Genomic DNA, 4,281 nt, shown 5'->3' with positions numbered 1-4,281 from the left:
TGCGGTCCAGATTTTGGGAGTGTCGATGCCTTTTGCTTCGTCGTATGCGCGGGCGACGTTGAAGGGGAGGCAGTGTTCGTAGATGGCGTAGTTTGCGAATTTGGGGTCGCAGGCGGCGCGGACGGCGTCCCATGCTTCTTTGAGGGAGCCGCCGCGGGCGACGACGCGTTCGACGGGTTTGTAGGTGGAGCGGATGAAGTCTGCGGTATTGGCGATGGCTTTGGCGACCATCTCCTCGCCCACCAGCGCGTCGCCGCGGCCGGGCGCGATGGCGCGGGGCTCAAAGGCCGCGATATTGGCGAGCGTTTCGGGCCAGTCCGTGAAGTGGCCGTCGCCGCAATAGCAGGCGGAATGGTATTCGACGATATCACCGGTGAACATCACCTCCTGATCGGGCACCCAGATCACCGCGTCACCGGCGGTATGGGCGCGGCCGAGCTTCATGATGTCCACCCGGCGGCGGCCGAGCCAGACCGTCATGCTGTCGGAGAAGGTGGTGGTCGGGCGGGTCAGGCCGGGGATTTCCTCGTGCCCCTGGAACAGGCGCGGGAAGCGGCCGAACTCGCTGTCCCAGTCCTCCTGCCCGCGCTCCTCGACCATGGCGGCGGCCACGTCGGACATGATGATTTCCCGCGCGCCATAGGCGCTGGCGCCCAGCACCCGCACCGCGTGGTAATGCGTCAGCACGACATGGCTGATCGGCTTGTCGGTGACCGAGCGCACGCAGTCGATGACCTTGCGCGCCAGACGCGGCGTCGCCTGCGCCTCGACGATCATCACGGACTCATCGCCGATGATCACGCCGGTATTGGGGTCACCCTCGGCGGTGAAGGCGTAAAGCCCCTCGCCGATTTCGGTGAAGCTGATCTTCTTTTCAGACAGGTCGCCCTGCGAGGCAAAGGCCTTGGCCATGGTTCACTCCTTCGCCCAGCCGGGCAGTTCGATGGCGGGCAGCACCTGCCCCGCGCAATCGCCAAATCCGATGCGGTAGCCTGCGCCCTGCGCCGCGCCGCGCAAGACCAGCGTATCGCCGTCCTGAAGGAAGCTGCGCGTTTCGCCGGTCTCCAGCGTCAGCGGTTCCTTCCCGCCCCAGCTCAGCTCCAGCAGCGAGCCGCGCGCGTCCTTCGCGGTGCCCGAGATGGTGCCCGACCCCAGCAGATCGCCCACCCGCATCGCACAGCCCGAGGTCGTGTGATGCGCCAGCTGCTGCGCCGCCGAATAATACATCTCGCGGTAATTGGTGCGCGCGATCACGGTCTCGGCCTTGCCCCCGGGGGCGAGGCTGACCGTCAGCCCGATGTCGTAAAGCATCGGCCCCGGCTCGCGCAGATAGGGCAGCAGCGGGCGTTCGCGCGCGGGCGTTGCCACGCGGAACGGCTCCAGCGCCGCTTTCATCACGATCCAGGGGCTGATCGTCGTCGCCGTCGCCTTGGCCTGGAACGGCCCGAGCGGCTGGTATTCCCAGGCCTGGATATCACGCGCCGACCAGTCGTTCAGCAGCACATAGCCGAAGATCATCTCGTCGGCCTCGGCCACCGAGACCATGCCCTGCGACGGCTGGCCGACGATGGCGCCCATCTCCAGTTCCAGATCGAACCGCGCCGAGGGCGCAAGGCGCGGCAGCGCCTCGTCCGGCCCCTTCACCTGCCCCCAGGGCCGGGTGACCGGCGTGCCCGAGACCACCACCGACGAGGCCCGGCCGTTATAGCCGATCGGGATCGACAGCCAGTTCGGCGGCAGCGCATTCTCGGCGCCGCGGAACATGGTGCCCACATTCACCGCATGGTTCTTGCCGGCGTAGAAATCGGTATATTCCGCCACCGCGAAGGGCATCAGCAGCCGCGCGCCCGCCTGCGGCACCAGATGCGGCGCCACCATGGCACGATGCGCCGGGTCCGACAGAAGATCGGTCAGCCGTGCCCGCAGCGCCGCCCAGACCGCAGGCCCCGCCGCCATCACCGCATTCCAGGCGGGGGCCGCGAACAGCGCCGGGTCCAGCCCGTGATCCACCGCGCCCACATCGAGGATCATATCCCCGATGGCCACCCCCATCCGCGCGCCCCGGCCATCGTCGAAGACGCCACAGGGCAGGTTCTGGATCGGGAAGTCGGTGTCGCCCTGCGCCGAGGCCAGCCAGCTTTGCTGCGTCATGCCTTGATCCCCGGCGTGCCGTCGAATTTCTTTTCAAGGCTGTCCCAGCAATCGACGTAATCGTCCTGCAGCGGCGCCTCTTTGGCGGCAAATTCCGTCAGATGCTGCGGGAAGCGGGTCTCGAACATGAACTGCATGGTCTCGGCCTGGTAATGCGGCACCATCGGCTCGTTCGACCCATGTTCGAAGGCGTTGCGATCCGGCCCGTGCGGCAGCATCATGTTGTGCAGCGAGATGCCCCCCGGCACAAAACCCTGCGGTTTCGCATCATAGATGCCATAGATGTTGCCCATCAGCTCGGACATGATGTTCTTGTGATACCATGGCGGGCGGAAGCTGTGCTCGGCCACCATCCAGCGGTCGCGGAACAGCACGAAGTCGATGTTCGCCGTCCCCTCCTGCCCCGAGGGCGCCGTCAGCACCGTGAAGATCGACGGATCGGGATGGTCGAACAGGATGGCGCCCACCGGGCTGTAGGTGCGCAGGTCGTATTTGTAGGCGCAGTAATTGCCGTGCCAGGCCACCACATCCAGCGGGCTGTGGTCGATGAAGGTCTCGTGGAACTGGCCGCACCATTTGATGACGACGCGGCTATGCGCCTCGCGGTCCTCGAAGGCCGCCACCGGGCATTTGAAGTCGCGCGGATTGGCAAGGCAGTTCGCCCCGATCGGGCCGCGGCCCGGCAGGTCGAACTTCTGGCCGTAATTCTCGCACACGAAGCCCCGCGCCGGGCCGTCCGGCAGTTCCACCCGGTAGACCAGACCGCGCGGGATGATGGCAATCTCCTTCGGCTCCAGGTCAATGATGCCCAGTTCCGTGCAGAAGCGCAGCCTGCCCTCCTGCGGCACCACCAGCAATTCGCTGTCGGCCGAGAAGAAATACTCGTCCTCCATCGACTGCGTCACCAGATAGACATGGCTCGCCATGCCCACCTGCGTGTTAACATCCCCCGCCGTCGTCATCGTACGCATCCCCGTGATCCAGGTCAGCGCCCCGTCCCCCACCGGCACAGGGTCCCAGCGATACTGCCCCAGCGAGATCACATCCGGGTCGATATGCGGCGCCGATTTCCAGTAAGGCACCGCGATCTTCGTGAACCGGCCCACATGTTTCACCGAAGGCCGGATCCGGTAGCACCAGGTCCGTTCGTTCTGCCCCCGCGGCGCCGTGAAGGCCGTACCCGAAAGCTGCTCGGCATAAAGCCCGTATTCACACTTCTGCGGGCTGTTCTGCCCCTGCGGCAGCGCCCCCGGCAGCGCCTCGGTCTCGAAGTCATTGCCAAAGCCCGGCATGTAACCCGCATGCGGGCCGGTCACGGCAGTCGAGCGGATCATCCCGCCCGGCAGGGTCTGGTTCGTCATGGCGCGGCCTCCGTTCATGCTGCCCTCCGGCAGGATGTGCGGATAATTAGTTGCATATGCAACAAAGTCAAGCTATTTATTGCATATGCAACGAACAGACCCGACCCCCCGGACCCTGATCCGCAGCCCGCAGGACAGAACACCGCCAGGAGCGCCGCCCATGATCCGCCTCTTCGACTACTGGCGCTCCTCCGCCAGCTACCGCCTGCGCATCGCCCTCGGCCTCGCCGGCCTCTCCTGGCACAGCCTCCCCGTCGACCTGACCACAGGCCAGCAGTGCGACCCGGAGCACCTGGCCCGAAACCCGCAGGGCCTCGTCCCCGTCCTCGAAATCGACGACCTCACCCTCACCCAATCCCTCGCCATCATCGAATACCTCGACGAGACCCGCGGCCTCGGCCTCCTCCCGGGACCCGCCGCCAACCGCGCCCGCATCCGCGCCGTCGCACATGCCATCGCCATGGACATCCACCCCGTCTGCAACCTCCGCGTCGCCCGCTACGCAGTCGCGCAGTCAAACGGCGGCATCACCATGGAAACCTGGATGCGCGACATGATCACTCCGGGCCTCATCGCCCTCGAAAACATGGTCGACACCGGAAACCACTGCATCGGACAAACCCTCACGCTCGCCGACATCTGCCTCGTCCCACAAATCTACAACGCACGCAGATGGAACATCGATCTCAAAAATCTCCCAAACCTCAACCGCATCACAACATTTCTCGAAAACCTCAAACCATTCGCCAACGCTCATCCAAACCTCGCG

Annotated in this window: 4 protein-coding genes; 1 reads left to right on the top strand and 3 read right to left on the bottom strand. The window is 65.5% G+C overall.

What is annotated here, in order from left to right:
• The 3 genes from IE126_RS25320 to hmgA all read right to left on the bottom strand — a co-directional run.
• On the bottom strand, positions 1-912 hold a 912-nt coding region (locus IE126_RS25320; RefSeq protein WP_189383134.1), incomplete at its 3' end, for an MBL fold metallo-hydrolase.
• 3 nt (positions 913-915) lie between these two features.
• The gene (gene fahA, locus IE126_RS25315; RefSeq protein WP_054301969.1) at positions 916-2,151 is read right to left on the bottom strand and encodes a fumarylacetoacetase; all 1,236 of its coding nucleotides are present in this window, start codon (positions 2,149-2,151) and stop codon (positions 916-918) included.
• Positions 2,148-3,512 (bottom strand): homogentisate 1,2-dioxygenase, encoded by a 1,365-nt coding sequence (gene hmgA, locus IE126_RS25310; RefSeq protein WP_189383132.1) that lies wholly within the window; start codon positions 3,510-3,512, stop codon positions 2,148-2,150. Before hmgA ends, fahA begins: the two co-directional genes overlap by 4 nt.
• A gap of 160 nt (positions 3,513-3,672) precedes the next feature.
• On the opposite strand from hmgA, the gene maiA reads away from it, so the two are divergent.
• A partial coding sequence (gene maiA / locus IE126_RS25305) for a maleylacetoacetate isomerase (protein ID WP_189383130.1) occupies positions 3,673-4,281 on the top strand: 609 nt, incomplete at its 3' end.

Source organism: Gemmobacter nanjingensis (genome assembly GCF_014652195.1).
GTDB lineage: Bacteria > Pseudomonadota > Alphaproteobacteria > Rhodobacterales > Rhodobacteraceae > Gemmobacter > Gemmobacter caeni.
The sequence above is the reverse complement of the archived record's forward strand: the minus strand, read 5'-3'. Positions and strand labels throughout refer to the sequence as shown.